Below are 26,599 nucleotides of genomic sequence, written 5' to 3' on the forward strand. Positions count from 1 at the left end.
GATCCGTTTGTATCGATTTCGATCGCAATAATCTTTGCTGGTCAGGCAACGGACAGTTCCCGCATCCGCTCTCCTGCTTCACCGTGAACGAACTGCGCCACCCGTGAATCGGACGAGGCAAACGCCTCCTCGGCGGTTCCTTCAAAAATGATTTGTGGCTCATCCGCTCCCAAACGCGGTAGCGGATAAAACATCACCACGCGGTCGGCTACCTTGCGGACGGTGTTCATATCGTGTGTGACGACAATACTCGTGACTGGGCGGCGAACGCGGGTCTGCAAAATGAGGTTGTTGATCACGTCGCTCATGATCGGATCCAAACCGGTCGTCGGTTCGTCGTACATCATGATCTCAGGAACCAAGGCCAACGCCCGTGCGAGGCCAACACGTTTCTTCATCCCGCCGGAAAGATGGGCCGGTTTCTTTTCACAGACCGAAGTCGGGAGCCCAACTTCCAGGACCCGTTCTTCGACAATCGTGCGGATTTTTTCTTCGGGCAGCGCCGTGTTTTGCCGCAGTGGAAAGGCGATGTTTTCAAACACGCTCAAACTGTCAAACAGCGCCGCCCCTTGAAATAGGTAGCCAAAGCGTTGCCGTTCATAAGAGAGTTCACGCTCCGATCGCTCACTGAGTGGACGATCCTCGAACAGCGCTTCGCCTGATGTGGGATCCAACAGACCGATCAACAGTTTCATCGTCACGCTTTTGCCGCAACCGCTTTCACCAATCACGACCAACGTTTCGCCGCGGCTGACTGTCAGATTGACATCGCGCAGCACTGGCTGGTCGCCGAATTGCTTCGATGCGCTGCGCAGTTCTAAAATAGGGCTTTCGCGTGTCATGGGCTGCTTATGAAACGAATTGAGTCCACGAATTGATCAGATCGAAGTCCAGTACCACACCGCCGCCATAGGAGGGCCAAAGTGTGTAATAAAGGGCTTGCAAAAACGCACCGAGGGCGAAGTCCAAAACCAAAATCAAGACGAAGGAAAAGACAAACGCCTCCGTCGCCGCACGACCGACCCCTTCGGCTCCCGCGGTACAATTGAAACCTCGATGACAGGCAACCACAGCGATCGCCGCCCCGAAAAATGTGCTCTTAAACATGCCGCAGAACAGATCGTAGGGACCGACATAACTGATCGCATGATGCCAGTAATGGTGGCTGTTGATGTCCAACACATAGCTGCTTAAAAACCAGCCCCCTAAAATCCCGGTTGCATCAGCCACAATGGTCAGCAGCGGGATCAACGTAAAACAGGCTAAAAACCGCGGCACAACCAAGTAGTTCACCGGGTTGGCGCCCATGGCTGAGAGCGCGTCGATTTGTTCGGTGACGCGCATTGTGCCCAATTCAGCGGCAAGAGCGCTGCCCACACGTCCGGCGAGCATGGTGGCCGCCAAGACCGGGCCGAGTTCTTTGACCAAGGAAATATTGATAATCGCGCCGAGCTTGGTTTCCATGTGCATCAAGCGGAACTGATCGTAGGTCTGAATGGCCAGTACCATGCCGATGAAGACGCCGGTCACAATCACCACCGGCAAACTCAGCACGCCGGTCTGATACAAACTCGGCAGGAGTACGCGTTTCCGTGGCAAGCGTGTCGTCATCCAATAGAGGATCTTCGTAAAGAAGATAGTCACATCTCCCACGTTTTCCAGGATCACCAACGTGATCTTCCCGACGACATGTATCGGTCCGATCCGAGGGAGCGGGTCTGCGACGGACGCCATGGGATGGGTTTCCTTGTGTCGGAGGTTATGGGCACATCCCGCCTGCCGTCGCACGTTGCGCGGAGCGGTTGTCTCTGTGGATTGGAATGAGATGAGGAAGTGTATCTGGGGCGGGAGGATAACCGCTTTCACCAGATGAGGCGAGGGCAATCTACAGACCGTAGACGCTTAGAATGCCCATTTGAGATGGGAGCGACTGGGAGCTTGCGCGCGATGGCAAAAAACATCTTCAGTGAAGACTATCTCCGCCGCGCAGCGTTATTTTGAGATGTCGTAACAAGCAGCTTCGCGTGCATTTCGGACGAATAACCGGCCGCGGACCAAGGTCGCATGATTCCAAGTCTTGCCTCCGATTGCTTGGAAGCGGGCCAGCGGTTGGCTCTTTTTTGGCTCGGCTTTGACGAGCAAGACTTCACCCGATTCCGTGATGATCAGCAGGAGATCATCGACGAGCAGGATTTGTCCGTATCCGTAGCGTCCCGCTTTCCAGACGCGTTTGCCTGTTTTGAGATCCAGACAGGTCAGCACCCCTTCATCCAAACCGTAGACGTAGTCGTCTTTGACCACGAAATCGTTGAACTTGGCTTTGAGGCGAATCGATTTCCAAACCTGCTCTGCTGACCACTGGTCGCCTTCGTGTTTGACCTCCAGCAGCGCCGCTCCCAATCCATAGCCGGTCGAAATCAAAATGCGCGACTCATCCAATGGATAGGGCAGAACCGCGTTGACCTTCGGTCCGGTCGTCCAAGGGAAATTCCACAATTCCTCGCCGGTCGTAGGATCGTGTCCTGACAAACCATTGCCGTTAAAAATCAGAAGCTGCTGCTCTCCTAGAATGTTGGCCAATCGCGGCGAGCTGTAGGAAGCGGGCCCGTTTCCGGCCGACCAGACGCGGTCCCCTGTGAGTCGGTGATAAGCGATCAGCCCCGCGTCATCGCCGCCGGCATTGACCACCACGACGTCGTCATAGACCAATGGCGAACCGGACATACCCCAGGACAAAACCTTTGCGCCGGCATCTTCCAAAATGTTGGTTGCCCAGATCGACTCACCGGTCCGTGCGTCGAGGCAATTCAAAATGCCGGTCGCACCTTGGGTATAGAGTCTGCCGTCAAAGTACGTGGGTGTGGCCCGCGGTCCGTCGCTGCCCAAGACTTCGGAGAAACGAACGGAGTCGGTGTGTGCCCAAATCTCATCCCCGGTTTCGGCGTTGTAGCAAACGACGGTTTCGTTTTCTTCGCGTTGCTCCTGCGTGAACGCTAATCCGTCGACGACAATGAACGAGGACCAACCCAGACCAACGGGATGCCGCCAGATTTCTCGCGGGGGTTGTTCGTCCCAATTCGTGCGAATGCCGGCATCGACGATGCGGCCTGTGCGGTCCGCACCACGAAAGATGGTGACGTCGCCTTCAGCCGGGACCACTTCTTCGATCGGGACACTCTTCTCGTCCTGGCCACTTTCGGAATGCGCTTCTCGATATTCGGCGGCAATCTCCTCGGCAGTGGGCGTCCAGCGAAATGCCAGTATGGGAAACACCGCGCCGGAGTATTCCTCGACACGAACGGAATATCGTGCGGCAATGCCCAATAAGATCATCACGCCCAATCCGACAAATCGCGTGCGCCAGCGTAGTCGGCTAGCGAACATCCACCACATGAGCAACAAAAACGAGACGGTTATCGTCGTCAGCCACATTGAGACCGACTGGTTAGGACGGTTTTCCGACATCGACCACCAGAGGATCGATTCGACGACCGTAGCAATTCCCAAAATCGCAACTGCCGGCCACCAACGAAAGCCTTTCGGGCGTCCCGGGACATCGACGTTTTCTGTTTGAGCGACTTCAGCAGAAGGTTCGTCGGTTACGGGCACACGACCGGATTCCGCTCTGTTCTCATCAGCCTGGTCCATGATGACTCCGTTTCCCCGTTCAAAGCGTTGAGTGGCCCTGCCCCGCATTCTAGCGCTGCAGCGGGAAATGAAAAGTCCCGCCTGCTGGTTATTGCAGGCGCTCCCCGGTTTCGCGATCGAACTTGGGCGAACGACGTGTTTTGGGAACAGTGTCGTTGGTCTGCTGTTTCCACTGACTCAGCTTCGCGCGGAGTTGATCGCGGACTGCCGTAAATTGCGGGTCGTTGGCCAAATTCTGCAGCTCGTACGGGTCGTTTTGCAGGTCGTACAGTTCCTCAGCCGGGCGCGGCAGTGTGAAGCATTGTTGCTGGTCGGCGGTCAATTTTCCTTGCGCCCTGAGTTTCAACATCGCCTGATAGGTTTCACCCCGAACGGCATCGGCAGGTGGTGTGCCGGGCAGGTCGGTGTAGGTGTTGTCGATGAATTTATATTGCGCTGTGCGGATCGCGCGGCTGTGGGCGTTGAAGTCGTGCCAATTGTGTTCGGCGAACACCGCATCTTGAACTTCCGCATTCGGATCGGACAAAACCGCTGAAAAACTTTTCCCTTGAAACGTTGGCCCCACATCCAGCCCGGCCAATTCCAAAAGGGTAGGAGAGAGGTCGATCGAGCTAATCAAGGAATCTGTCGAACCGCCGGCGGTGACCTGTTTCGGCCAACGCACGATCCAGGGTGTCTTGACGCCGCTGTCGTAGACCGTGGTTTTGCCGCGGGGAAATGGGCGTCCGTTGTCGCTGAGAAAGACAACCACCGTATTGTCGGCTGCTCCCTGTTTATCCAATTCAGCCAACACGTCGCCGATTACGCCGTCCATGCGGGCAATTTCGTCGTAGTACATCGCCAGGTCGCGACGGGTCTCCGGGACATCGGGCAAATAGGGGGGGACGACCGCGTCGCTCGGTTTGTGCGGCTCGTCGATGGTCCCTTCTTGATAGGGGCGGTGCGGATCGAAAAATGCCATCCAGAGGAAAAACGGTTGATCTAGCGGCCGCTGCTGAATCGCTTGCAACCAGACCTTCTCCCGTCCGTTGTGGATGCGGTCAAAGTTCTTTTTCTCCGACGGACCTATATGCCATTTGCCAGCGGAGGCTGTGTAATACCCCGCTTCCTTTAAGCGGCGGGCGACAGTGATTTGATCGGCGGGCAACGGTTGATGCAATTCCGACGCTCCGGTGTTGTGCGGATAGCGACCGGTGAGGATGCTGCATCGGCTGGGGCTGCAGGAACTGCAGGTTAAAAACGCGCTGTCGAAGCGCAGTCCGTCGCGTGCCAAGCCATCGATGTTCGGCGTGCGGATGTGTGGATGCCCATAGGCGCCACAATCATCCCAAGCCATGTCGTCGGCAATGAAGACGATGAAATTGGGACGCTCCTCGGCGCAAGCCGCGCTGCCACACATCAACAACAGCATTCCACCGAGCATCAATCGCATCGTCGTTCTCCTCTTCGTGTTCGAATCGATCATGGTTCGATTATTGTGCTGCAAGCGTTACGTTTCTTCGTCCTGCAAGAGAAGTTGATTGTCGTATTCTTCTTCGAGTTGGCGGACGTTTTCGGCGAGTTCGCCATCTTGTTCGACAGCGGTCGAGACTTGCATCTCCCACTCGGTACTGGCGCCGCGCAGTTCATCGAGGTTGGGTGAAATTCCCAGGATGGTCGCCAGTCGCCGCGTCACCGCCAAAATGCTCGCGGGATTGGCACCGGTTAAGTAGCCGGGAATTTCGGCGACCAGCGATGTCATACGCAAGTCAGCGGTGTCGGCTTGTGATAACAGATAACTCACAAACGAACCGGGACCGGAGTACGTTGTGCGATGCACGCCATATTTTTCCATCGCCGGCAGCATGTCGGCGTGCGAGCATGAGACATGCAGTCGCGGTTCGCGGGTATGTGGTACTCCGCCACCAAAGGAGCCGACAAACAGGATTTTTTTAATGCCCAATTCCGCACAGACGGCGAACAGGCAATCACGAAATGTTCGCCAGCGCATATGCGGTTCTTTCCCGACGAATAGCACCAAGTTCGAGGTGACATCGACGGAGAACTGGTTCTCAGGCATTTGGATCTGCTTGATTAAACCATCTTCGTATTCAATATGCGGCCGGAATAGCGCAGCGATCTCCATCGGTCCGGGTACGTTTTGAATGTAAAACGGATCGGGATCAATTTCTGCCAACGGCGTAGCGTTGAGGACCGTCACCAACCGCCGCACGGTGCCGGTCGAAACGTCGCCGCCATCCATCCACCCCGAAAAAGCGAGCAACAGCGTTGCGTCTTCTAATTGGGCATGATGGTGGTAGCGGATTAAATCAAGGGGATTTTCATTCATGTCACGATTTTAATGGAGACATGCCTTCTGGACAACACGCGCCGCGAATTCCGTCGATATTCCAACGTGATTCAGGGGGGCTGTCGAGTCGTATCCAAAATCGCGACACCGGACACTTGGCGTTCCGCACGGAAATTGCGAGAATGTTCGGCGCGTTTCGGGCCGGGAATGCTTACGGGGCAAAGTTAGCGCGCACGCCCAGACCCTGCAGGTCGCCGTGGGGCGAATCGTGGTCACGCGGGGGCCGTATTTCGTGACGTCCCGAGAGTAAACGCGCAGCGACCGCGCATTTTTTTACAGAGGGGAAAGTGCGACAGTGCCAGAAGCGCACTACCAGTTTGTGCGCTTCTGGCAAGGCGAGTGCAATGGGATACGGAATTGCACACGCAGCAGTCGCAAAAGTTGTCATTAAGCCATAGTTAAAGTGCCGACAGTGTCACCAATGCAATATTGGTAAGCTCAAACTGAGCATTGCTAAAACGTTGGCCCGCTGAGGTGGGGGAGCCGGCAAATAAAAAGTGGCAGTAACGACAGGTGGGGTCACACATTCAAAGTATTGCGTCGAGTTTCCTCGGGCGGACTTAAGCGGCAACCGTTGGACGTAAGCCGGACGGCTTTTGTTCTTGGGCTTGGAGGTATTCCTGGACCGCATTCGCCGGAGAATCGCCGTAATAGTTGGCCAACAGTCCTCCTCCGCCATTCACATAGAAGTCTTGTTTGGAAACGGATTTCCAAGCTTGTTGCGATGTCAGTTGCAGTTTTTCTCCCAGCCAGTTCATGAAGGCAAAGCGATTGTCGGCGCGTCTCCAAAAGTTTTTGGGGACACTGAGAAACAACCATTCCTTCCAAGGGTACGCCGATTCGAACTCACGCACAGCGGCTATGGGGGAATCGTGATGCACGTTCGACAAAAAACCGCCGCCGTGATGCGAATGGAAATCGCATTTGCTCACTCGATACCAATCTTCAGTTTGGCGGATGTCCAACTCCCGCGCTAGCCACCGCATATAGCGACGGCGATTCCCAGGGCTTTTCCAAAATCCCTGTGGTGCGCTTTTGAACAACCATTCTTTCCAATGGACGTGCGGCAAAAATTCTTGCAACGCGGCCAATGGCGAGGCGTTGTATTTCAAGGCCAAAAGGCCTGCGCCGTGGTTTTCATCGAAATTGCGTTTGGTCAATGCATACCAATCGTGCGGGACGTGAAAGCCGAGTTTGCGTCCTAACCATTGCATATAAGATTTTCGATTTTCGGCGACGTCCCAAAAGCCAGCCGGTACGCGCCCTCGATGCCAGACCTGTTCTGTGTCTGAATTTCGTACATACGAATTTCGATCACGTGAAATTGCTGGTGGTGTGCTCGTCACGGGAGGGTTTGCAAAACCATGCGGGACAGTCGATCTGTAGTTACTGGAAATCATGCTCATCGTGCTCATGTGTGCGCGTTCCTTTCACGCTGTGCTTGCAGATTGCAAAGATCTTCCGTGACCAAAATTCGCTGCCAGTCTATGCCGGTTCGTACTCACGATCGTCAGCAGCGGGTCGTCAACGGTTCTGAGATCACATAGAGCATATGGTGTGCCAACCAATTATGTCGCTTTGGGGAGAATTCGTAACTAGCTATCTTGAAAGCTGTTACGGCGCGACATTTTGGGGGTCCCAGATTTTATTTCTTACGGGACGGCCAGAAATGTTAGCAGGACTTCCTCAATTCTAGGCGTTTGTACCTAGAATGATTCGCACTCAGCACGCGCGATTCACAGAGCGGTGCGCCGATTGGACAGCCGCGCTATTTTACCTTGAAGTTCAACGTCGACTCTGCGAATTTTTGGCCCAGTTTATCCGTTACGGTCAGCTTGAGCACGTAACGACCTTGCGCCAAATCGCGAGGAATTGAAAAGAGCGAGGCGATGAAAAAGTCGCGGCGGGGGTACTTGCACAGATCCTCCGTCGGCTGCATTTCGATTGCGTTTTGGACGGCGCGGCCACTCATGGGACCATTGCCGGGAATCAAAAACTCAATCGTCGGAGCCAATGTCGTCAAGTACAAGTTCTCGTCCGTTAAGCGCGTGGAGAAGTTACGGATCTCGGCATACAACACCACTTGCTGTCCCGGACTGAATTCCTCCGGCTCGATCCTCTTATAGTTTCCAAAGTTTGTCACGCTGCTACACAACGCGATGTCACCAATTTCCAAGTTGGCCAAACTGCTGAGTTTGTTGGTGGCGCGCGTGAAGGATTTGACCGCTTCGCTATACCGCTCCGGCCCGACAAGTTGTGGGTTGCGATCGAAATAGTTTGACATGCCGTACAACGTGTATTGCCAGAACTCCTGCTGCGCCGGATCGATGCCGGGAATCGGTTCCCAAGCCCGGGCTTGTTGTGCGGGTTGATCCGACATTAAGTACAGCATTCGCAGGTAGACGTTGTTCTCAATAAAATCACGGCTCGCCGGCGAATCATTGTTCATGCCGGGACGCAACTGCGCGACTTCCCGTTCCGCCGTGCCAATCGATTGCCCTAAGTGTGTCCGCCATGTCATCACGGCACGCGACTGGTCCTCGGGGGATTGCAGCGCCAGCGGTGCGGTGTTGGCCATGGTGACATTGGTTTGTTGAATCTGTCCCGGTTGTGCGGCATATTCGCCGTTGGGCGAATTGCGGGCGTTATCAAACTCACCCGGTTTCAGCGAACCGACCGGCGTTTGTCCCGGTTGCGGTTGTCCCGGTTGGTAATAAGTCGGCAAATTGTCGGCCGGATCTGTTGAACGCTGCGGAGTCACATTTCCTGCTTGTGTGATGCCGCCGTATTGGCCGGGCGGTTGATAATCGCCGATCCGCATCGCTGATTGACCAGGGGCCGAGGTTTGGCCGCCATTCCAATCGGCCTGATGATTCACAGCTTGGTTGCCTTGGCCCTGCTGGGCATGACCGGCTTGCACAATGCCTTGTGGGGCGCCGGGAAATTGCCCCGGAGGTTGTGCTGCCCCATACGGCGAATGGCCCGCAGTGACGGCCGGTTGTTGCGGCGCGAAACGGCCCTGTGGAGGGACGTTCGCGCTATATTGTTGATTCGCGTCAATGGAACGCAATCGATCGGTCGGAGGTTGTGCATCGTTACGGCCGTATGCCGTTTCTTGTTCGAGTTGTTGGCCTAAGTGAAATGCGTTGAGAATTTGCGGGATCAAATGCGGAGGAACACCCTGCAAATCGCGGCGCATGCGAGCTTTTTGCTCTGGCGTGGCCGAGGCCAGTTTTCGCTCGATGAGTGCCTCTGTCTCTGCATCAAATCCCGATGTTGGACCGGCGGCCAGCGATTCGGTAGAGGGTTTCGTGGTGGTCACATTGGGATCGCGCTGTTCTGTCTTGGCGGTCGTCGCGCCCTGACGCGATTTTCGAAACGCCGACATGAACCGGCTATCAGAGGAGGAAGATTCGGCGACCTGCTCTTCAGCGCCGAAGGGGTTCGCCGTTAAGGGAGAGCCGGCGGACCGACAGCCTTCTGTTGTGGCGAACAGTGAAAGTAGCAGCAATGAATAGGCAAAACGGTGCCGCATCGCTTGGCATCCTTGCAAGACAGGGGACCACCGATGGCAAATTGCCACTCGGGACTCACGCCCAAACGCAGCCGTCCCTAGCTGGTCGGGGGAGTGAGAGGGGGCGAAGAGTATCGATAATGCAAAGTCAATGCAAGATCGGGTCACCGCTGGTCGTCTTTAAAGACAAGCGCGTTGTTCGCTTGCGCTAAATCGAGCTCTCTTAAAAGCATTTTTGGCTGCGTATCTCAAATGCTACTTGCCTGGGAGCGTGCCGTTTTTGACGAACTCGCTGATTTCAGCGCCGAGTTTGATCAATTGCGCTTTGAGCGATTCACACGATGATTCCAGACCATTCCATTCACCTTGATGCGCGTTGTCTTCGATCTCCTGAACAATCTGCGCAGCTGGTTGCGACGGGAACATCCTTAGCAACCCTTTGACAGTATGCGCCGCGCGGCCAGTCGCTGTCGCATCTTGTAACTGCACTGCTTGTTCCAATTTGGTCATTAAAGCTTTGCATTCCTCCACGGAGGCCGAAGCGACTTCGCGCAACAAGTCGTGATCGCCTTGGACCGCGTCCAGTGCGACCGCCCAATCAATGCAGCCGCTGGAGTTGTTTTGTGAATCGCCGTTTGACCCGTTGGTGTTCGTGGCAGCGGAACTGTCAGAAGGTTCCTCAAAAAACTCCGCAATTGCATCGTACAGCAGTGGAATGCGGATTGGTTTGGCAACATAGCCATCCATGCCGGCCTGAAGACATTTTTCTCGGTCCCCCTTCATGGCATGCGCGGTCATCGCCACGATCGGTGTCCGTGCGCGGGGTTGGTGGGGTGTTTTCTTGTCTTTCTCGATGTTACGGATGGCCCCTGTTGCCTCAAAGCCATCCATCACCGGCATCTGTACATCCATCAGCACGAGGTCAAACGGATCACGCTGAAACGCATCCAGCGCCTCTCGGCCGTTGTTGGCAACGGTGACGGTGTGGTTCCACTTTTTCAAAAGTCCGATTGCTAGTTTTTGGTTGGCATAACTGTCCTCGGCCAACAAGATTCTTAACGGGCGGATGTTAGCCATTTCCGAAATGGAGGTTGCCGAACCGGCGGTCGTTTCTTGGGGAACAAGCGCCAATTCCACAAGGATCGCCTGCATCAACTCTTGCCGTTTGACCGGCTTGCTCAACTGCATGCCGATCCCGATTTCCTGGGTCGGAAACTCATCCGAAGCGCGGTCGCCGGAGGTCAAAGCAATCACCGTCACGTCTCGAAAAGACGGCAACTGTTTCGCCCGCCGTACAAATTCGTACCCATCCATGTGCGGCATGTGGATGTCGGTCAGGATCAAAGATATCGGGGCACCGTCGTCATCGGAACGGCGCAACATTTGTAAGGCTTCTTCGCCAGCCGAAGCGACAAGTGGTTGCATGCCCCAATGACTGACCAATTCTTCGAGGATGAGTCGATTGGTTGCATTGTCGTCGACGATCAACACACGCAGGCCTTCGAGTGCTTCAGGGGGCAACGCAACGGCTCGTTTTGTCGGTTCCGTCACTTCTTCAAACCGAGCGGTAAAATGAAATGTGCTCCCCTGTTCCAACTCGCTTTCCACCCATATACGCCCATCCATCAAACCGACAAGCCGCGATGATATCGCCAATCCTAATCCCGTACCGCCAAATTGTCGGGTGGAGGAGGAATCCGCCTGTTCGAATGCGTCGAAAATGTGCTTTTGCTTGTCCGCTGCGATCCCAATGCCGGTATCTTTGACTTGGAAATGCAGGACGACATCTTTATCGTCCCGCGAATCGCAACCGACATTCAATACGACTTCTCCCTCCGTCGTAAATTTAATGGCATTGCCGACAAGGTTCACCGCGATTTGTCGCAATCGTCCGACGTCCCCCAGCAGAAAATTGGGCACGTCGCGATCGATATGATACGCCAACTCGATGTTTTTGCCGTGAGCTCGCATGGCGATCGACTTCATCGCATCGCCGAGACTTTCGTGCAGATCAAACTCAGCGGCAATGAGTTCCAGCTTTTGCGCTTCGATCTTGGAAAAATCGAGGATGTCATTGATGATCGATAGCAACGACTCGGACGAATCGCGGACAATTTGCAACGATTCCCGTTGCGCAACATTGAGCTGTCCATCCAACACCAATTCCGTCATGCCGATGATCGCATTCATCGGTGTCCGGATCTCGTGGCTCATATTGGCCAGGAATTCGCTTTTGGCGCGGTTGGCCGACTCGGCGGCTTCTTTGGCTTCCCGCATCGCATCTTCAGCCTGTTTGCGGCGAATTTCGGCTTCATGCCGTTCCGTGACATCCCAAAAAACCGCTTGCACCTGCACCACGTTACCGCTCTTATCGCGAACAGGCGATTTGCGGACTTCATAATAACGGACTTCGTCGCCTCGGCGGTTCTCTTCGACATCGATAAAGACTTCGCCGGTTTCGATCACACGAAGTTCATCGTGCCGATATTTTTCAGCGTATTCATCGGGATGCAGGTCGCGGTTGGTTCGTCCCAACAACTCCTCAGGAGTCATCTCGACCAACTCGCAATAATTGTTGTTGACGAATGTGATCCGTCCCTGCAGGTCGGTCCGCGTCACATAAATCGGCAAATTGTCGACGAGTGAATGATACAGCCCCTCGGAACCCTTGAGCGCATCTTCAGCCTGCTTACGCTCAGCGACTTCGGATTGCATTTGGGTGTTGGATTGCGAGAGATCTTCTTCTGCTCGCTTTTGACGCGTGACATCGGTCGCGATTCCGCCAATGCGATAGGGGTTTCCATTATCGTCGTCGATCACCGTGACGCAATCCCGTAGCCAACGGATACTCCCATCGGGCCGCACGACACGATATTCCTGTTCAATCTGTCGCTGCCTCGGCAGTAACCTCAGATTCTTGTGGACGATATCTCGATCTTCAGGATGGACCAGTTCCAGCCACAAGCGGGAGTTCGCCACAAAATCAGCCAACGGACGACCGTAAATCCGCTCAGCAGCGCCGTTGAGATACAACAGTTGGTCGCCGGAAAGATCGGTGCACCAAACCAAATCATTGGTCGAAGCCAGCAATTTTGCCAACAATGCCGCCCGTTCCGGAAGGTCCTCGCCATGCACATGCGAGGAATGCGTGTCGTTGTCCATGAGCCTACCTGTTGTCAGTTGGGCCGAATTTCAGAGAAACGGCGGTTCCCCAATCATTGTATCCACACAATGCCGTCAGCCACCAGTTGATTTTCTCCGCGCAGCTTTTAACTGCCTCGCGGTTTCAATCGCTGGCAGGTCCGCCGTTCACGTTGTAACACTGCCCGGTCGTCAGACTCGATTCACTACTCGCCAGATAGTGCACCAAGCCGGCCACTTCCTCTGTTGTGCCCACGCGGCCGACGGGAACGGTGGCGACCAACGAATCCGCCACCGGTTTGGGTAACGATTCCCACATCGGTGTGTCGAGCAGCGCCGGGCTGATGCAATTCGCCGTGATGTCGCCCTTTCCGCCCACCGACTTAGCAATCGATTTGGTCAACGCGATCACCGCGGCTTTGGACGTGCTATAGGGGATCAAATCAGCGTTGCCTTCTTTTCCCGCGACCGAGGCGATGTTGATGATACGCCCGTATTTTCGCTCCAACATTCCCGGCAGCACAGCGTGACAAACCAGAAAGGTGCCGATCAGGTTGACTTCCATTACCTGACGCATGTTCTCAGCATCCAAATCCCAACAGGGACCGATATGGCCGAGGATACCGGCATTGTTCACCACTATTTGCGGCGGGCCGAATTGTTCTTCCAAGTAGCGCAGTCCGCGTTCGACGTCCTCTTCACTGGTGACGCTACCTTGGAGTGCGACACCAGAACATTCCAGGGCAACATTGGCCGCTTTTTCGCCGTCGAGGTCAAACACACCGACCTTTGCGCCGCAGGCCGCTAAACGATACGCAATCGCTTCGCCCAAACCCTGCCCTGCCCCGGTGACAAACGCGACTTTGCCATCGAGCTTAAAAAATGGTCCCCGTGGTTGCTCTGCCATGTCTTGATTTTCTCCAAAAACTCATCATCACATTCAGTGAGCATTAAACGAACGACGATTGGGATACCGCCGCAATTCCGCTAGAACCAGTTTCAAAACCCGGTTGTGCTTGTTCTCGAAACGTACAGAACAGTATCAGTGAAACGCGTCAGAGGGTTTTGAAACTACTTGTAGGAAGTGTAGGAAGTTCGAACCGAAACGGACATGATCGGCCACTGGGTCACTTCGAGAATAGATTTATACACGGTCCCGCAATTTCTGGCCAATTTGCTCAGAGCAAAAGTCGTTCTTGACCCTGCCCCTGAGGGGACCGTAGGATGGATATTAGAACCAGTTTCAAAACCCGGTTGTGCTTGTTCTCGAAACCTTCAGATCAGTGTCAGTGAGACGCATCAGAGGGTTTTGAATCGACTTGTAGTGAATTTGAATGAAAACTCGCAGGAATCGGACCGGCGTTAGGCTATCGCATGTTACGTTGCATTGAACAATCTGGATCAAAACGGCTTGCCGGAGCGCTGCTCGCAGTCTCTGCAATTTTGGCCGGTGCACAGACAATAGCTCGTGCTGATGAGCCGATTCTCTATGGACCGAACCAGCCGCAGATTGAGTATCTAGAACCTGCCGGCGAGGTTTACCACGAAGAGTACCACGGTGTTTATACGGCCCCCATCCCCGAGGGACAACGGTTGTACGGGTTGCGGAATTTTAAGCCGCCGGGCAAAAACATCTATGAACCGCCCCCCATCTACCAGCCACCGGGCCTGTTCCCCGGCCCCTTTTGGCCGTACTACGGTCTGTATGGCTCTGGTTTTTATGGTCCGTATGGCGGCTATTTTTACGGCGGATTTTGAAGCTGGGTTTTCTTCCGCTCAGTGAACTGCTGAGCCTGACTTTGCTAAAAACGATCCCACTAAAAACGATCCCAGCGGAACGACGTGAGGTCGAGCGACGGTTTTCCAGCAACGGTCCATTCGGTCATCAATTCGCCGGTGATTGGCGCCAGTAGCAGGCCGTTTTTGAAATGTCCCGCGGCGACCAAGAAATTGTCGACACCGGGCAGCCGGTCGAGAATTGGTAACCGGTCGGGGGTTGTCGGTCGCGCACCGGTCCAAGCATGCGGGAAGGGAACGTCCTTCAATGCCGGCAGCAAGTCACCCGCCATTTTGGCAAAATCCGCTGTGACTTGTGCATCGGGCGTCGTCGCATCGCCTTCGACCATACTGCCTCCCGTGACGACTTCGCCCGTCAATAATTGAAACACGATCGCCTTACCGAGTACTGTGTTTTTCAACAGCGGCGGTTGGGGTGCGGTTGCGATCATTTGCCCGCTGATTGGTGTCAGCGGCGGGGGCGTCGGTGTCTGGGCAGCGAACCAATCGGCCATCCAACCGGTGGCGGCAATCACGTGGCCGGGTTGAATTGTGCCTGCGGTGGTTTGCACCGATTGCACGCGGCCGTTTTTGACGTCCATCGAAATCGCCCGCGTCTCGCTCGAGAATTGTGCCGTCGATGCCCGCGCGAACGACAACACCGCTTTGACCGGATGAACGTGGGCTTCTGAAGGGTAATGCACGCCCCCAGTGATATCAGACCGCAGATGCGGCTCCAGCAATTTGACCTGTTCGCCATCAATGGCATGCGCCGAAAGTCCCTCGCTCAACAGGTGCATTGCTAGGTCTTCTGGCGAGGTCTCCCAATGCATCGGATCGACCGTCACGAAGCCATTGACCCGCCAATCGAAGTCGAAGCCATCACGGGCGGGGAGTTTGCCCCAGAGGTCACGACTACGGCGCGCGAGGTTTCGAAATGCCTCCGGGTACTCGATTCCTTGTTGATCTGGCCAAATCCCGCCGGCATTCGCTCCACTTGCCAATCCACCCAGCGTTCCCGCTTCAACGACCTGGACCTGCACCCCTTGTTGCGAGAGCGAATAAGCAGTCGCCGCCCCCACAATCCCGCCGCCAACGATCAATACGTCAGGCGTGGTCAGCACCTCGCGCCCCGCGTACGCCCGCAATTCCGCCCGCTCTGTATCGTTGAGCGTCGCAAACCAAATCGAATCCTGTGACATCAATGCTCCTGGTGGGGATTTTCGCGTACCCTTTTTAGCGCAATCTACGCCGATTTGGTCAAAATGGCTCGTCGTCGTACAGAGTCATCTGCGTCGCGCCGCACACTTTCGAAAATAACGCCCTAGCCACCGAAATCAACCGTGACGTTGTCCAATGGATAAATCGGACGTCGTAGATTTTGATAGTCGTAGTTCGCATAGTCAGGGCGGTGGATGCCGGGGGTGTCGGCGTCGAGGATGTGTGTGGCGCATTCGCCAAAGTCCGCCCGAAAGTGAACGGCGCTTTTGACGACGATCAATCGCCGATGCTCGGGGGTGACGCCGATCACGCGGAGCATCTCGCGATCCAGCAATTGTTTGCGATTCGAACTGACGACCACTTCCACCCCGCCGACCAACAATAGCGCCATCGGCCCGAACTCGCCCACGACCCCCTGATTCATCGGGCCGTGATGCACGAAATGACCATCGCACAAGGCACGCACATAGGCAGGTAATTCAATCGGTGTACCGTGCCGGTCGTCCGTTTTGCCGCCGACACGGGCCTCAATCGTCGCTCCGACCCCGGCTTGATGCGCCAGTGCAGCGGTCTCAGGGTCGTGCAATATTCCGACGACGGCGTTCTGAAACTTTGCTTCGATCAGCGCTCGCAACACGACTGTCCCATCGCACGGCGCACCGCCTCCGGGGTTGTCTGAGCCGTCGGCGTAAACGATCGGACCATCGTGTGTCGCGGCAAATTCGATCATTTCGTCAATCGGCGTGAGTTGCGGCTGCAATTCGTCGCGCAAATCCCACAGCCATCCGGCCAATTCCTCCACCTTTTTTTCTGCCAAAGCGGCGTCGTTATTGGTCGTCACCAAACAGGAGACCCCCGCAGCGGAGATGTCGGCGAAAGGGAATCCCATTGCAACGGTTGCGGTTAAGACGCCCGGTTCGTCTTCCATGCGAAACACATTTTGCATCAGACTTTGCATCGGCTCGCGCAGGGTGCATTGCATGGGGGGCATCGTCAGGAGCGGCAATTGCCGATATGCTTGTACGGGCTGAACTTCGCCGCGAATCATGCGGACCAACAATTCGCCCGCCTCGCGGCCCCGTGCCCGCATATCGACGTGGGGATAGGTATCAAAACCAATAATCACATCGCAAGCGTCCGCCATCCGCTGGGTGATATTCGCGTGCAAATCGAGCGTGGCGATGATCGGGATGTCCGGCCCGACCCGTTCACGGACCGCTTCCATAAAAGGCGCTTCGCCATCGTCGCAAGCGGCGGTCACCATAGCGCCATGCAGGTCGAGCAACACACCATCGACCGCCGGTGTCTCTGATAAGCGATCGAGAAACAGATTCAATATCGTGTCAAACGCGGTTGATTCCACCACACCCGAGGGCTGCGCTTTGGCGCAGATCAGTGGAATCAAATCGAACTCAAGCACATCCGCAGCATCGATGTATCCGCCGTGAATCGTCCCGGTATTGCGGTACCGGTCAAAGACCGCTTGCCCCCCGGAGAAGTCCGGTCCGCACCCGCTGTCACGTTCAAAGTCCGCCAATGTGGTGGGTTGATGCGAAAACGTATTCGTCTCGTGCTGTATGCCGCCACTGACTATTCGCATCGGTCCTCCTTGCCGAACTTCGAGATGTAACAATCAACGTGCTACTCACAGTTTGAATGCAGTAGCGCGCTGGCGTGTCGTCTTCGCCCTCACAATTTGCAAAACGGAAGTTTGCCTATTCGTGGTTTGATAGACCACTAGCGACGGATTCGTAGTTTGGCTTTCAAACGACCGCGATTGTAGCTGTATCGGTATCGCACGTGAGCACCGTAAGCTGTCCGTCCTTTGATCTTATAATCCATACGGTAATGGCGGGTGCTGTACCGATAACTCGGTTTCAGGCTGTAATCAAACCGATACCCGTAATCGTAAACACCGACCGGAATCGTCTCGGTATAGACCGGTGCTGGCTCGACATAAACCGGAGCCGGCTGGACGTAGACCGGAGCAGTCGGTACGGCGTAAACGACCGGAGCGGGGTCGTAGATGTAATATGGAGGCGGGGAGCCGACCATGCCGTATTGATAGGTGTACGGGGCCGGGGCGATAAACGACGGCCCCACGCGCCAGTACATGTCTTGAGCATTGGCCGTGCTGGTGAACAGGCTCACGGTCATGACCACAAATGCCGTTGCCGAGACTCGAAGTGCTGCCGATTTCATTGTCGAAGAACTCCCGAAAACGTTCTGGATGCGCCATCAAGCGTCCTCCATAACGCGTCGGAACTCAGACTACCATAAAATAGGTCGGTTTGGCAAACCTGGGGGGATCCTGCCGGTTCTTCCGCCGATCACGGCAGTTCTCCGCCGTGACCGTTAGTTTCGCTGTGCATCAAATGCGCGCAACTGGCGGATTCGTCGTGTCTCCGTGAGCGCCGACTTGGCCCGCGAGATCAGATCTGCCGCATCATCGACCTGCAAGACCCGTACGGCCAACTGGAACAGAGACTCGGAACGGTCCCAGCGTTGTTGGACTTCGTACATGGCGGCCAGGTTCATCAGATCGCAACCGATTGCGCGGACGTCGTTCAATTGCCGATGCAATTTCAGGGCGCGGCGCAAGCAATGAATGGCCGAACGGTAATTCCGTTGCAAGCCATGAACGATTGCCAAATTCCCATAATCCGCTGCTTGTCCTGCCTGCGAATTGGCAGCCGTTTCCAGCGCCAACGAACGCAGCAATAGATTCTCGGCGAGCGATAAATCACCGGCAGCAATGGCATCGACAGCCAAGTTTCCCAAATCCGCCGCGAGATCGCCTTCGAGTGCATGGTCAATTCCCATGGCTAAAGAGCGACGTTGCAGCACGACCGCCGTATCATACTCGCCCTGCTGTCGATGCAGACAGGCCAGTTGATTGACGGCCATCGCCCGCAGTTGCGGCATGTCAGCCGATTCTGCAGATCGTAGTACTTGCTGGTATTGCTGAATCGCCGTTTGTGTCTCACCGGCATGCGCCAGAAATTCCGCATACTCCAGCCGAACGCAGATTTGATCCGCATCAGCCAGTTGGGCCTCGAATTCCGCACGGACTTCGTGCATTCCACGTCCTGGCGTAAGCCAACGTTCCGTTGACTGAGCGGCGATATACGGATGGCTCGTTGCGGGCATAGTGGCTGGACGGGATGTAGCGAACTAGAGGGAAGTAGATGTTAGGCCGTTTGTTGGCATTTATGGGGTTGGTCTGATTGTATCAATGGTCCGGGAGACTTGTCCCCCGGAAAAACCATGAATCCTACAAAATCCGTAAAGGTGGAACAATCGGGGTCCGGTCGTAACGATTAGCTTTTGCAATGGCAGCTGTGTCTCTCACTGCCAGATTGGCAGGTAACTATGGGGCCAGCGGGTCATTGCCGCCGGGATGGCAGGGGAGCTGGTTGGTAGGCACTCCGCAAGTCTTATCAGAGTAGGGGTTTGCGTTTTAAGTTGATTTGGCACGGCGTTCGCTTTTCGTTGTGTCGCAGAGAGTGTGCGTCGCGCACGAGGTACAATCTCGTGTTTTGACACACGGAGATTGCCCGTTTGGGAGTCATAACAGTCTGCGCCGTTTGATTTGGATGCGAAGAGATGCCTCCACAGGTCGGCAAATACTGATTTCGAACACTGGAATACACTGATTGAAGGAGAGAGTTTCGATGGCAAAGAAGGCCTCGAAGGGTGGAATGAAGATTGTTCCGTTGGGGGACCGCGTGGTGCTCCGTCGCGAAGCTGCCGAGACAACAACAGCCGGCGGTATCGTTCTGCCCGACTCCGCGGCCAGCAAGCCGCAGCGTGGTGAAGTCATTTCCGTCGGAGATGGACACATGACCGGCGAAGGCAAGCGTCTTCCCCTGACCGTCAAACCGGGCGACAAGGTGATCTTCAGCTCCTATGGCGGAGACGAAATCAAAGTCGGTGACGAAGAGTTGCTGTTGATGCGTGAATCGGACATTTTGGCGGTTTACTAATCGTCTCAGGCAAGGCTGATTGGCTCGCGCTGGATTTTGCCGACGTCGATGATTATCAGTCTCACCCCTCATTCAATTAACGACCCACGATACATACGTTCGTCAGATCGAATAAGAAACAGGAGAATTTGACAGATGGCCAAGATGATTGCTTTCGATCAGGAAGCTCAGGAAAAGATTCGGGCGGGCTTGAGCAAGCTGGCCAAAGCAGTGCGAGTCACGCTCGGCCCCAAAGGCCGCAACGTCATCTTGCAAAAGAGCTTTGGCTCACCCACCGTGACTAAAGACGGCGTGACAGTTGCTCGCGAAATCGAACTGGCCGACAAGTTCGAAGACATGGGCGCCAAGATGGTGCGGGAAGTCGCCAGCAAGACTTCCGACATCGCCGGTGACGGAACAACCACCGCCACGATCATGGCCGAAGCGATTTATAACGAAGGTCTCAAGGCGGTTGTCGCCGGTGTGAGCCCCATCGGTATGAAACGCGGCATGGACAAAGCGGTGTCCGACATCATTGAAAAACTGCATGAGATGTCGATCGATTGCCGCACCAAAAAGGCGATCTCCCAAGTCGCGACGATCGCTTCCAACGGCGACCAAGAAATCGGCCGCATCCTGGCCGAAGCCATGGAGCAAGTCGGTAAAGATGGCGTAATCACCGTCGAAGAAGGCACCAGCCTGACGACCGACTTTGAAGTCGTCGAAGGTATGCAATTCGATCGCGGTTATCTGTCACCGTACTTCGTGACCGATCCGCAATCGATGGAATGTGCCTTCGAGGATTGCTATGTCCTGATCCACGAAAAGAAAATTTCCAACATCAAGGACTTGGTCCCCGTGTTGGAGAAAGTCGTCAACTCCGGGAAACCGTTGTTGATCGTTGCCGAAGACATCGAAGGCGAAGCCTTGGCGACTCTGGTGATCAACAAACTCCGCGGCACGTTCAAGTGCGTCGCGGTCAAATCGCCCGGTTACGGCGATCGTCGCAAAGCGATGTTGCAAGACTTGGCGGTCATGGTTGGCGGCACGGCGATCTTCGAAGATCTGGGTGTCAAACTCGAGAACGTGCAACTTTCCGATCTGGGTGTTGCCAAGAGAGTCGTGGTCGACAAAGACAATACGACGATCATCGAAGGCAAAGGCAAGACGGCCGACATCAAATCCCGCATCGAGCAAATTCGCCGCGAATTGGAAGCGTCGACCAGCGATTACGATCGTGAAAAACTCGAAGAACGCGTGGCAAAACTCTCCGGTGGCGTGGCCCAATTGAATGTGGGTGCGGCTACGGAAAGCGAAATGAAAGAAAAGAAGGCTCGTGTCGAGGATGCCTTGCACGCCACTCGCGCAGCTGTCGAAGAAGGCATTCTTCCCGGTGGTGGTGTCGCCTTGCTGCGATCGAGCAGCTCAGTCAAGCCCGGCAAATTGTCGCATGACGAAGAAGTGGGCTACAACATCATCCTGCGTGCCTGCCGCGCACCGCTGACGCAAATCTCCAACAACGCCGGTGTCGACGGTGCTGTGATCTGCGAAAAGGTCTCCGAATTGGACGGCAACAAAGGTTACAACGCCGCGACCGACAAGTTCGAAGACTTGGTCAAAGCGGGTGTGATTGATCCCACCAAAGTGACCCGTACCGCGCTGACCAATTCCGCCAGTGTCGCGACGTTGTTGCTCACCAGCGACGCGTTGATCGCCGATTTGCCCAAAGAAGGCAAAGGTGGCGGCGGCGGAGATCAAGACCTGTACTAAGAAACGCCCCCACAACGGTACTGCCGTTGGTTGGGGATGCGGATAAAACTTAAAACACCCGGTCGAGAGTCAATCTCGACCGGGTGTTTTTTGTGCTGTTGGTATTTAAGTGAATGCTTTTTACCGAAACCTAATTCACTGCGGCTGGTGTGAATTGACGTCTGTCTATTCCGCTAGTTTCCGGCTTTGCAAATGTCTCATGTAAATGCGAATCAGCAACACGCCGGTGATTCCGGAAATTCCGCCAAGGGCGGCTCCACCGGCAAAATAGACAATTGCAGGCATCGAATTGTGAGCTTTCCAGTATAAGTGCTCACCCAAGAGACATCCTGGAATTGCACCAAACAACCCCGCCAGTAAGTTGATGATGCGGCCACGTCGGTCCGAGGAAACCCGATACGATAATTTTACAAAGACAGCAGCCAAAATAACCGCAAATGGACCGCTGAAGAATAACGCAACGACCAACAGTGGAATAATGTCTGCAGCGCTTCTCAACGGCATCGCAATGACAACAGGCACTTGAGGAGCTCCAACTATCGAACCCGAACGAAAGTTCGTATCACTGTTCTAATTCGCGCAGCGTGTATTCGAAGCCCAAAATCTCATTCCAAGTTCGCGTGAGTTGAAATGATGCGTTGAGCACAGTCGAACGCAGAAAACCGTCGGCGTCGGGAGTCGTCTCGAGATATCCGGACTTACCGCGTTTTAATAGCTTGAAATCAATTTCCTCGCCACGGGCGTCGATCAGCCAATACTCTTCAATGCCTGCGGCGTAATAACGGTCTCGCAGAAGTTTGGTGTCTTTGCGGACAGATGTGCGGCTGACCAACTCCACAACGAGATCGGGGGAGCCGGCAAGTTCCACGAATCTTCTACTGTCCTCTACAATTTCTCGCTCTTGGACTCGCCTCGATCGCAATGCTTCTATGGAACAGAACATGAAATCTGGTTCATTGGAAACGTTGGCCGCTTCGTTGATGAGCAAGACGCCATCCGGATAGCATTTGCCCAACTTGTGTTTCCGGACGAACATCCACAACTGTGCGTGTATGCTCAATTTCAACTGCGCATGGGACGAGATTTCTTCCGGGCTCAGGTCGACCACGATCTCCCCGTCAATGAACGAGATCTTGCCCCGTTCCGGATAGTCATCGGAATGGACCCAGCGTCGAAATCCCGGTAAGTCGAACGCAGCGCTCGGAATCCGAACTTGTTCTTCAAAGGAGATATAAGCGGTCGACATAAAAACGATCCAATACCGGAACTCGAAGGACGGTCACAGTTCTATTATATCGCTGTGTGCCGCCGACTCAAAATTTTATTTCCCGTCAAACAACGCCCGTACCGATTCGGACATGATGTCGACAATGCGGTCCAAGATCTCGCGGCTGGAGATGACCGGTGGGGCGATGCAAAACACGTCTCCCCGCAGCCGGCTGAATAGGCCTCGCTTTTGCGTTTCCAGGTGCAACTTGACTCCCATATTCTCTGCGGCGGGGAATTCTTCCTTGGTCGCTTTGTCACGGACCAGTTCCACAGCCGTCATTAAGCCGAGTCCCCGAACATCGCCGACGTGGGGATGGTCAGCGAGTGCTTCGCGGAGATTTTTGAGCAAATAGGCCCCCTTCTCTGCTGCTTGAGCGGGAAAATCTTCGGCCTGGATGATTTCCAAGTTCCGTACCGCCACCGCGCAGCCGACGGGATGCGCGCTATAAGTGTAGGCGTGCATCCAGACCGCATCACCCGATTCTAAAGTCTCGGCAATCTCTTCGCTGATACCGATTCCCCCCAGCGGAAAATAGCCCGAGGTGATCGCTTTAGCGAACTGAATCATGTCGGGTTTGACGTTCCAGTGTTCCAGGCCAAACATCTTGCCCGTACGGCCAAAGCCGGTGATCACTTCATCGGTGACCAACAACACCTCGTACTTGTCACAGATTTCACGAATCCGTGGCCAATAGTCATCCTGGGGCACGATCACGCCCCCGGCGCCTTGGACCGGCTCGGCGAAGAACATGCCCACGGTCTCTTGGCCTTCGCGTAGAATCGCTTGTTCCAACTCATTGGCGGCGGCGGCTCCTTGACTGCCCCCCGCCGGTGCCTCGTAGCGATAGGGATACGGCGAGGGGATATGCAAAAACCCCGGCACGCGCGGTTCGAACATCGGCCAATAGCCGGAGATGCCGGTCGCGCTCATCGCCGCGAGCGTCACCCCGTGATAACCCCATTGTCGGGAAATGACTTTGGTCTTTTCCGGTTTGCCCCGCAACCGCCAATAATAGCGGGCCGTTTTGAAGGAACTGTCACTCGATTCGCCGCCGCCGGAGGTGAAGAAAAAACGCGTGATGTTGGGATAGGTCAACTCGTTGATCTTTTCGGCCAATTCGATTGCCGGTCGGTTTGTGCTGCCGGCATACCCCGAAACGTAGGGCAAGGTCTGCATTTGCTGCGCGGCGGCATCGACCAGTTCTTTGCGACCGTGCCCGGCGACGACGTTCCACAGTCCGGAAAGACCGTCGATATATTCTTTGCCGTCGATATCGGTGAGGATTGCCCCTTCGCCTTTCACCCACATGTGCCCATGCTCTGCATGCACGCGGGGGTTATGGAGTGGGTGGATCAAGTGAGCCTGGTCGCGGGCGAGGAAATCTTCTCGTGTCTGGGTGGGCATAACCGGTCCTTATCGAAGTCCAAATCCATGGAGATAACTAGATTGAGGGGCGGAGAAATCGCCAATCAGGCCCCGCCTCCCCCAAATGGTACCAGCCGTGCCCTGAAGTGAGTAGCAACGGCAGCCTACCGGTGGCTATAATCGCAGCGATGTCCCGCCGTCCTTGCTTGGGGCGATTGGGGCGAATCGTACAATTTCCCGTCGGGGCCGTGCCGCAATATCGGCCATGGCAGCACTTTTTTGACAGCAGGTAAACGACAGTGGCACGTGAGAAAGTCATTTTGGCGTATAGCGGCGGACTAGATACCTCGGTCGCCGTAAAATGGATCAACGAAACCTACAACATGGACGTGGTCACGTTCACGTGCGACTTGGGCCAAGGCCGCGAGTTGGATGCGATCAAGGAAAAGGCGATCAAGACCGGTGCCGTCGATGCGATCATCGAAGACGCGCGGAACTTGTTCGTCGACAACTTCGTGTGGCCTTCGTTGATGGCCGGCACGATGTACGAAGGAAAATATCCGCTCGCCACCGCGCTGGGACGTCCGTTGATTGCCTGGAGAATGGTCGAAGCAGCCAAGGAACATGGCGCCACGGCCGTTGCGCATGGTTGCACCGGCAAGGGGAATGACCAAGTCCGTTTCGATGTTTCCGTCCAAACTCTGGCACCACACCTGAAAGTCATCGCCCCGGTCCGCGAATGGAAGTGGACGCGGACCGAAGAATTGGAATACGCCCGCAAGCACGGCATCGAAGTCGATGCGACCAAGCAAAGCATTTATAGCGTCGACCAAAACTTGTGGGGCCGCAGCGTCGAAGCAGGGATTTTAGAAAACCCCTGGATCGCTCCCCCGGCCGACGCCTACAAATGGACCACCGACCCGTTGACCGCTCCCGATGAACCGGTGGAGGTGGTCATTGAATTCGATCAGGGCCGACCGACACATATTGACGGTGAGCCGATGGATGCGGTGCCGTTGATTGAAAAGCTCAACGAGATCGGTGGCGCCAACGGTGTGGGGCGCATCGACCACGTCGAAAACCGCCTCGTGGGGATTAAGAGCCGCGAAATCTACGAAGCTCCCGCAGCTGTGATTTTGCATCATGCCCATAAGGAACTGGAGTTCCTCACGCTCAGCCGTCAGGCACAACGGTTCAATACCTATGTCTCACAGACCTGCGCCGACATCATCTATGACGGGTTGTGGTTTAGCGCGTTCCACAAATCGTTGATGGCGTATGTCTCCGAGACACAAAAGTTCGTCAGTGGCCATGTCCGCGTGCAACTTTACAAAGGAAAAATCACCGCCACCGGCATGAAGAGCGAATACAGTCTGTATTCCGAAGAGTTGGCGACGTACGAAGAGGGAGATAAATTCCCCCACGAGACGGCGATCGGGTTCATCAAAATCCACGGATTGAGCCAACAAACCCAAGCACGGCAACAGTTGCTCAAAGAAGAACCAAGCATGCGTCCGGCACGGATCATGCCCTCAGCAGATGACAAATAGGGCGAGGCGTCTTTAGAGAAAAACTTTGCTAAGGATTCGTAGGTCATGCAGTGCATGACGAGACTTGCTGGGATGATACTCCTCCGAGATTCGTCATGCACAGCATGACCTACGTTTATTTCGGCGACCCCAACTTTCAGTGGGCTTTTTGATAAAAAATCCAACAGGCGGGATGGAGAACCAGTGCCGGGACGGACGTTAGCCATTGGCGATATCCACGGGTGTGATCACGCGCTCGATACGTTGCTCACCGAAGTCGATGTGCAGCCCGACGATACCGTCGTTGTGCTGGGAGATGCCGTCGACCGCGGTCCGGGGACCAAACAGGTCATCGACCGACTGCTCCAGTTGCGGCAGCAATGCCACCTGCTATTCATCATGGGCAATCACGAGGAGATGTTTCTCAACGCCATGGCCGGTGGCGAATGGCTGGGGCCATGGATGATGCACGGGGGCCGCGAAGCGCTCGAGTCGTATGGAGGGAGTTTTGATGATGTTCCCGAAGAGCATTACGAATTCATGCGGTCCGGCCTGAACTACGTCGATACGCCCCGCGACATTTTCGTCCACGCCAATCTAACGCCCGGCGTTCCGCTCGAACAACAACCGGGGCAAGCCTTGCGGTGGGACCGGCTCACCGCCATGGAACCCCCCTGGCCCACTGGCCAACGCGTGATCTGCGGACACTCGCCACAAATGTCAGGCGACCCGCTCGTCTTTCCCGGCTGGGTCGGCATCGACACCATGGCCTACGCCAATCACGGCTGGCTGACTTGTTTGGACACAGGAACCAACATCATCTACCAAGCCAACCAATCCGGCCACTCCCGCACCGGCTACCCCCAATAGCGCGGCACAGCCGCTTTGTGCGAGCTTCCGCTCGGTGGGGGGTAGGCCGCTCCCGTTGGTCACTACCCCTCGTGAGAGCGGGGACCGGGAGGGCGAAGCTCCTGCTGAGCCGCATCGGTGTATAGGGCGCGGTTTGCAAGATTAGCAGCGCGGGGTGGCCCCGAAAGATTCTTTCGGGGC

General features: G+C 55.3%; 21 protein-coding genes. 5 read left to right on the top strand and 16 right to left on the bottom strand.

Features of this window, described 5'->3' with window-relative positions; all coding sequences use genetic code 11:
- Positions 1-41: 41 nt before the first annotated feature.
- The 9 genes from Mal52_RS12200 to Mal52_RS12240 all read right to left on the bottom strand — a co-directional run bounded on the left by Mal52_RS12200 (position 42) and on the right by Mal52_RS12240 (position 13,560).
- Positions 42-842: an ABC transporter ATP-binding protein gene (locus Mal52_RS12200; RefSeq protein ID WP_145376420.1), complete on the bottom strand. Its 801-nt coding sequence runs from the start codon at positions 840-842 to the stop codon at positions 42-44.
- A gap of 7 nt (positions 843-849) precedes the next feature.
- Positions 850-1,734 (bottom strand): MlaE family ABC transporter permease, encoded by an 885-nt coding sequence (locus Mal52_RS12205; protein ID WP_145376421.1) that lies wholly within the window; start codon positions 1,732-1,734, stop codon positions 850-852.
- Between the two features lie 258 nt (positions 1,735-1,992).
- Positions 1,993-3,648, bottom strand: a complete 1,656-nt coding sequence (locus Mal52_RS12210; protein ID WP_197534853.1) for a PQQ-binding-like beta-propeller repeat protein — start codon at positions 3,646-3,648, stop codon at positions 1,993-1,995.
- A gap of 88 nt (positions 3,649-3,736) precedes the next feature.
- The gene (locus tag Mal52_RS12215) at positions 3,737-5,080 is read right to left on the bottom strand and encodes a sulfatase family protein (RefSeq protein ID WP_145376425.1); all 1,344 of its coding nucleotides are present in this window, start codon (positions 5,078-5,080) and stop codon (positions 3,737-3,739) included.
- Positions 5,081-5,137: 57 nt separating this feature from the next.
- On the bottom strand, positions 5,138-5,977 hold the full coding sequence (locus Mal52_RS12220; RefSeq protein WP_145376427.1) for a PAC2 family protein: 840 nt from the start codon (positions 5,975-5,977) through the stop codon (positions 5,138-5,140).
- A 581-nt stretch (positions 5,978-6,558) separates the two neighbouring features.
- Complete coding sequence (locus Mal52_RS12225) at positions 6,559-7,212, bottom strand: hypothetical protein (RefSeq protein ID WP_145376429.1); 654 nt, start codon at positions 7,210-7,212, stop codon at positions 6,559-6,561.
- Between the two features lie 554 nt (positions 7,213-7,766).
- A complete protein-coding gene (locus tag Mal52_RS12230) occupies positions 7,767-9,533 on the bottom strand; it encodes a hypothetical protein (protein ID WP_145376431.1) in 1,767 nt (588 codons plus the stop codon).
- Between the two features lie 234 nt (positions 9,534-9,767).
- Entirely contained in the window at positions 9,768-12,674 is a 2,907-nt protein-coding gene (locus Mal52_RS12235) for a hybrid sensor histidine kinase/response regulator (RefSeq protein WP_145376433.1), read from the bottom strand.
- A 124-nt stretch (positions 12,675-12,798) separates the two neighbouring features.
- Entirely contained in the window at positions 12,799-13,560 is a 762-nt protein-coding gene (locus tag Mal52_RS12240; RefSeq protein ID WP_145376435.1) for an SDR family NAD(P)-dependent oxidoreductase, read from the bottom strand.
- A 467-nt stretch (positions 13,561-14,027) separates the two neighbouring features.
- Between Mal52_RS12240 and Mal52_RS12245 the strand changes: the two genes are divergently transcribed.
- Positions 14,028-14,411 carry a hypothetical protein gene (locus tag Mal52_RS12245; RefSeq protein ID WP_145376437.1) on the top strand — a complete coding sequence of 128 codons (384 nt, stop codon included), beginning with the start codon at positions 14,028-14,030 and terminating at the stop codon, positions 14,409-14,411.
- 59 nt (positions 14,412-14,470) lie between these two features.
- Here Mal52_RS12245 and Mal52_RS12250 read toward each other — a convergent pair whose 3' ends face one another.
- The 4 genes from Mal52_RS12250 to Mal52_RS12265 form a co-directional block, all read right to left on the bottom strand.
- Positions 14,471-15,631: an NAD(P)/FAD-dependent oxidoreductase gene (locus Mal52_RS12250; RefSeq protein ID WP_145376438.1), complete on the bottom strand. Its 1,161-nt coding sequence runs from the start codon at positions 15,629-15,631 to the stop codon at positions 14,471-14,473.
- A gap of 122 nt (positions 15,632-15,753) precedes the next feature.
- Positions 15,754-17,250: a M81 family metallopeptidase gene (locus Mal52_RS12255; RefSeq protein ID WP_145376440.1), complete on the bottom strand. Its 1,497-nt coding sequence runs from the start codon at positions 17,248-17,250 to the stop codon at positions 15,754-15,756.
- Between the two features lie 137 nt (positions 17,251-17,387).
- Entirely contained in the window at positions 17,388-17,852 is a 465-nt protein-coding gene (locus tag Mal52_RS12260) for a hypothetical protein (protein ID WP_197533892.1), read from the bottom strand.
- Between the two features lie 153 nt (positions 17,853-18,005).
- Complete coding sequence (locus Mal52_RS12265) at positions 18,006-18,731, bottom strand: tetratricopeptide repeat protein (protein WP_197534854.1); 726 nt, start codon at positions 18,729-18,731, stop codon at positions 18,006-18,008.
- 593 nt (positions 18,732-19,324) lie between these two features.
- On the opposite strand from Mal52_RS12265, the gene Mal52_RS12270 reads away from it, so the two are divergent.
- Together Mal52_RS12270 and groL are read left to right on the top strand one after the other, a co-directional pair.
- Positions 19,325-19,636 (top strand): co-chaperone GroES, encoded by a 312-nt coding sequence (locus tag Mal52_RS12270; protein WP_197533894.1) that lies wholly within the window; start codon positions 19,325-19,327, stop codon positions 19,634-19,636.
- Between the two features lie 135 nt (positions 19,637-19,771).
- Complete coding sequence (groL, locus tag Mal52_RS12275; protein ID WP_145376444.1) at positions 19,772-21,385, top strand: chaperonin GroEL; 1,614 nt, start codon at positions 19,772-19,774, stop codon at positions 21,383-21,385.
- Positions 21,386-21,550: 165 nt separating this feature from the next.
- Here groL and Mal52_RS12280 read toward each other — a convergent pair whose 3' ends face one another.
- The 3 genes from Mal52_RS12280 to Mal52_RS12290 all read right to left on the bottom strand — a co-directional run bounded on the left by Mal52_RS12280 (position 21,551) and on the right by Mal52_RS12290 (position 24,059).
- Positions 21,551-21,907: a hypothetical protein gene (locus Mal52_RS12280; protein ID WP_145376446.1), complete on the bottom strand. Its 357-nt coding sequence runs from the start codon at positions 21,905-21,907 to the stop codon at positions 21,551-21,553.
- Between the two features lie 40 nt (positions 21,908-21,947).
- Positions 21,948-22,631: a Uma2 family endonuclease gene (locus tag Mal52_RS12285; protein ID WP_145376448.1), complete on the bottom strand. Its 684-nt coding sequence runs from the start codon at positions 22,629-22,631 to the stop codon at positions 21,948-21,950.
- Between the two features lie 75 nt (positions 22,632-22,706).
- Entirely contained in the window at positions 22,707-24,059 is a 1,353-nt protein-coding gene (locus Mal52_RS12290) for an aminotransferase family protein (protein WP_145376449.1), read from the bottom strand.
- A 260-nt stretch (positions 24,060-24,319) separates the two neighbouring features.
- Between Mal52_RS12290 and Mal52_RS12295 the strand changes: the two genes are divergently transcribed.
- Both Mal52_RS12295 and Mal52_RS12300 read left to right on the top strand, forming a co-directional pair.
- Positions 24,320-25,570: an argininosuccinate synthase gene (locus tag Mal52_RS12295; protein WP_145376451.1), complete on the top strand. Its 1,251-nt coding sequence runs from the start codon at positions 24,320-24,322 to the stop codon at positions 25,568-25,570.
- A gap of 183 nt (positions 25,571-25,753) precedes the next feature.
- Positions 25,754-26,419 carry a metallophosphoesterase family protein gene (locus tag Mal52_RS12300; RefSeq protein WP_197534855.1) on the top strand — a complete coding sequence of 222 codons (666 nt, stop codon included), beginning with the start codon at positions 25,754-25,756 and terminating at the stop codon, positions 26,417-26,419.
- Positions 26,420-26,599: the final 180 nt, after the last annotated feature.

Origin of the sequence: Symmachiella dynata (assembly GCF_007747995.1) — a bacterium.
GTDB classification, from domain to species: Bacteria; Planctomycetota; Planctomycetia; order Planctomycetales; family Planctomycetaceae; genus Symmachiella; species Symmachiella dynata.

Coding starts and splice junctions, on each gene's coding strand:
- Mal52_RS12200 (WP_145376420.1), bottom strand. CDS start 842: ATGACACGCGAAAGCCCTATTTTAGAACTGCGCAGCGCATCGAAGCAA.
- Mal52_RS12205 (WP_145376421.1), bottom strand. CDS start 1,734: ATGGCGTCCGTCGCAGACCCGCTCCCTCGGATCGGACCGATACATGTC.
- Mal52_RS12210 (WP_197534853.1), bottom strand. CDS start 3,648: ATGGACCAGGCTGATGAGAACAGAGCGGAATCCGGTCGTGTGCCCGTA.
- Mal52_RS12215 (WP_145376425.1), bottom strand. CDS start 5,080: ATGCGATTGATGCTCGGTGGAATGCTGTTGTTGATGTGTGGCAGCGCG.
- Mal52_RS12220 (WP_145376427.1), bottom strand. CDS start 5,977: ATGAATGAAAATCCCCTTGATTTAATCCGCTACCACCATCATGCCCAA.
- Mal52_RS12225 (WP_145376429.1), bottom strand. CDS start 7,212: ATGCAATGGTTAGGACGCAAACTCGGCTTTCACGTCCCGCACGATTGG.
- Mal52_RS12230 (WP_145376431.1), bottom strand. CDS start 9,533: ATGCGGCACCGTTTTGCCTATTCATTGCTGCTACTTTCACTGTTCGCC.
- Mal52_RS12235 (WP_145376433.1), bottom strand. CDS start 12,674: ATGGACAACGACACGCATTCCTCGCATGTGCATGGCGAGGACCTTCCG.
- Mal52_RS12240 (WP_145376435.1), bottom strand. CDS start 13,560: ATGGCAGAGCAACCACGGGGACCATTTTTTAAGCTCGATGGCAAAGTC.
- Mal52_RS12245 (WP_145376437.1), top strand. CDS start 14,028: ATGTTACGTTGCATTGAACAATCTGGATCAAAACGGCTTGCCGGAGCG.
- Mal52_RS12250 (WP_145376438.1), bottom strand. CDS start 15,631: ATGTCACAGGATTCGATTTGGTTTGCGACGCTCAACGATACAGAGCGG.
- Mal52_RS12255 (WP_145376440.1), bottom strand. CDS start 17,250: ATGCGAATAGTCAGTGGCGGCATACAGCACGAGACGAATACGTTTTCG.
- Mal52_RS12260 (WP_197533892.1), bottom strand. CDS start 17,852: ATGAAATCGGCAGCACTTCGAGTCTCGGCAACGGCATTTGTGGTCATG.
- Mal52_RS12265 (WP_197534854.1), bottom strand. CDS start 18,731: ATGCACGAAGTCCGTGCGGAATTCGAGGCCCAACTGGCTGATGCGGAT.
- Mal52_RS12270 (WP_197533894.1), top strand. CDS start 19,325: ATGGCAAAGAAGGCCTCGAAGGGTGGAATGAAGATTGTTCCGTTGGGG.
- groL (WP_145376444.1), top strand. CDS start 19,772: ATGGCCAAGATGATTGCTTTCGATCAGGAAGCTCAGGAAAAGATTCGG.
- Mal52_RS12285 (WP_145376448.1), bottom strand. CDS start 22,631: ATGTCGACCGCTTATATCTCCTTTGAAGAACAAGTTCGGATTCCGAGC.
- Mal52_RS12290 (WP_145376449.1), bottom strand. CDS start 24,059: ATGCCCACCCAGACACGAGAAGATTTCCTCGCCCGCGACCAGGCTCAC.